The sequence below is a fragment of the Roseitranquillus sediminis genome (assembly GCF_016918935.1).
In the GTDB taxonomy this organism is placed as follows: Bacteria; Pseudomonadota; Alphaproteobacteria; order Rhodobacterales; family Rhodobacteraceae; genus Roseitranquillus; species Roseitranquillus sediminis.
Genome location: NZ_JAFFOB010000030.1, coordinates 118,678 through 119,376, shown reverse-complemented (window position 1 = coordinate 119,376; position 699 = coordinate 118,678). Strand labels below are relative to the sequence as shown.

At 59.9% G+C, this 699-nt stretch carries 1 protein-coding gene; it reads left to right on the top strand.

The genetic code is table 11. From position 1 onward, the window contains the following. Positions 1–250: 250 nt before the first annotated feature. Positions 251–529: a hypothetical protein gene (locus tag JM664_RS18450; RefSeq protein WP_227421401.1), complete on the top strand. Its 279-nt coding sequence runs from the start codon at positions 251–253 to the stop codon at positions 527–529. The last annotated feature ends 170 nt before the right edge of the window (positions 530–699 follow it).

The window sequence follows — 699 nt, the reverse complement described above, 5'->3', positions numbered from 1 at the left end:
CATGAGCACGTGCTCAGGCATATGCCTAAGCCTCCATGGCTATGCCTGGGGGTCCGGTCGAAACGGGGGCCAGTTCAGTCTCCTGCTCCAATCCAATCTCTTGTCTTAGGCCGCGGATTACTACGCCTACCACCGCACAAGGAACACCCGCCTCCCTGCCCACCTTCCTGAGAATGATCCAGCGTTCATTGCCGCCTACATGGCCGCTTGCGCCGGCGTTGCTCCGAAGAGCCCGGGGCCGGAGTTGATCATGCCGAACACGGTCGCCGACGTGGCGCACCGATATCTTGCATCTCTCGGGTTCCGCGAGCTTTCTCAATCCTATCAGGCTGTCCGGCGCCGTGGTGTTCGTCGCCTGCTGGACCTGAAGGGAGGTGCGATTGCGCGCTTGCCATTCAAGTCACTCAAGGAGCCTCATATCCGGAAGCACCTCGACGCCATGAACCTCAACCCCGCCAACAAGCGGCTCAAGACATGGCGCGCCATATCAGATTTCGCGAAGGTCAACGGAATCATTAGTTCGGCCTGAACAACGCGCATGCTGTTGATTTCGGTAGAGAACAGGCCGTTTCTGGTGGTTTCTGATTGCAGGGATTCGTAGGATTCCGGCGAGAACCCTGCGATTTCGGATGCCGCCCATGAAGCCGAAGACCCGCCACCCTGGGCAGGACGATCCGCTGCGGCCGCGCCTGGCAGATC

Excerpts from the sequence above, each read along its gene's own strand:
- JM664_RS18450 (WP_227421401.1), top strand. The coding sequence starts at position 251 with ATGCCGAACACGGTCGCCGACGTGGCGCACCGATATCTTGCATCTCTC.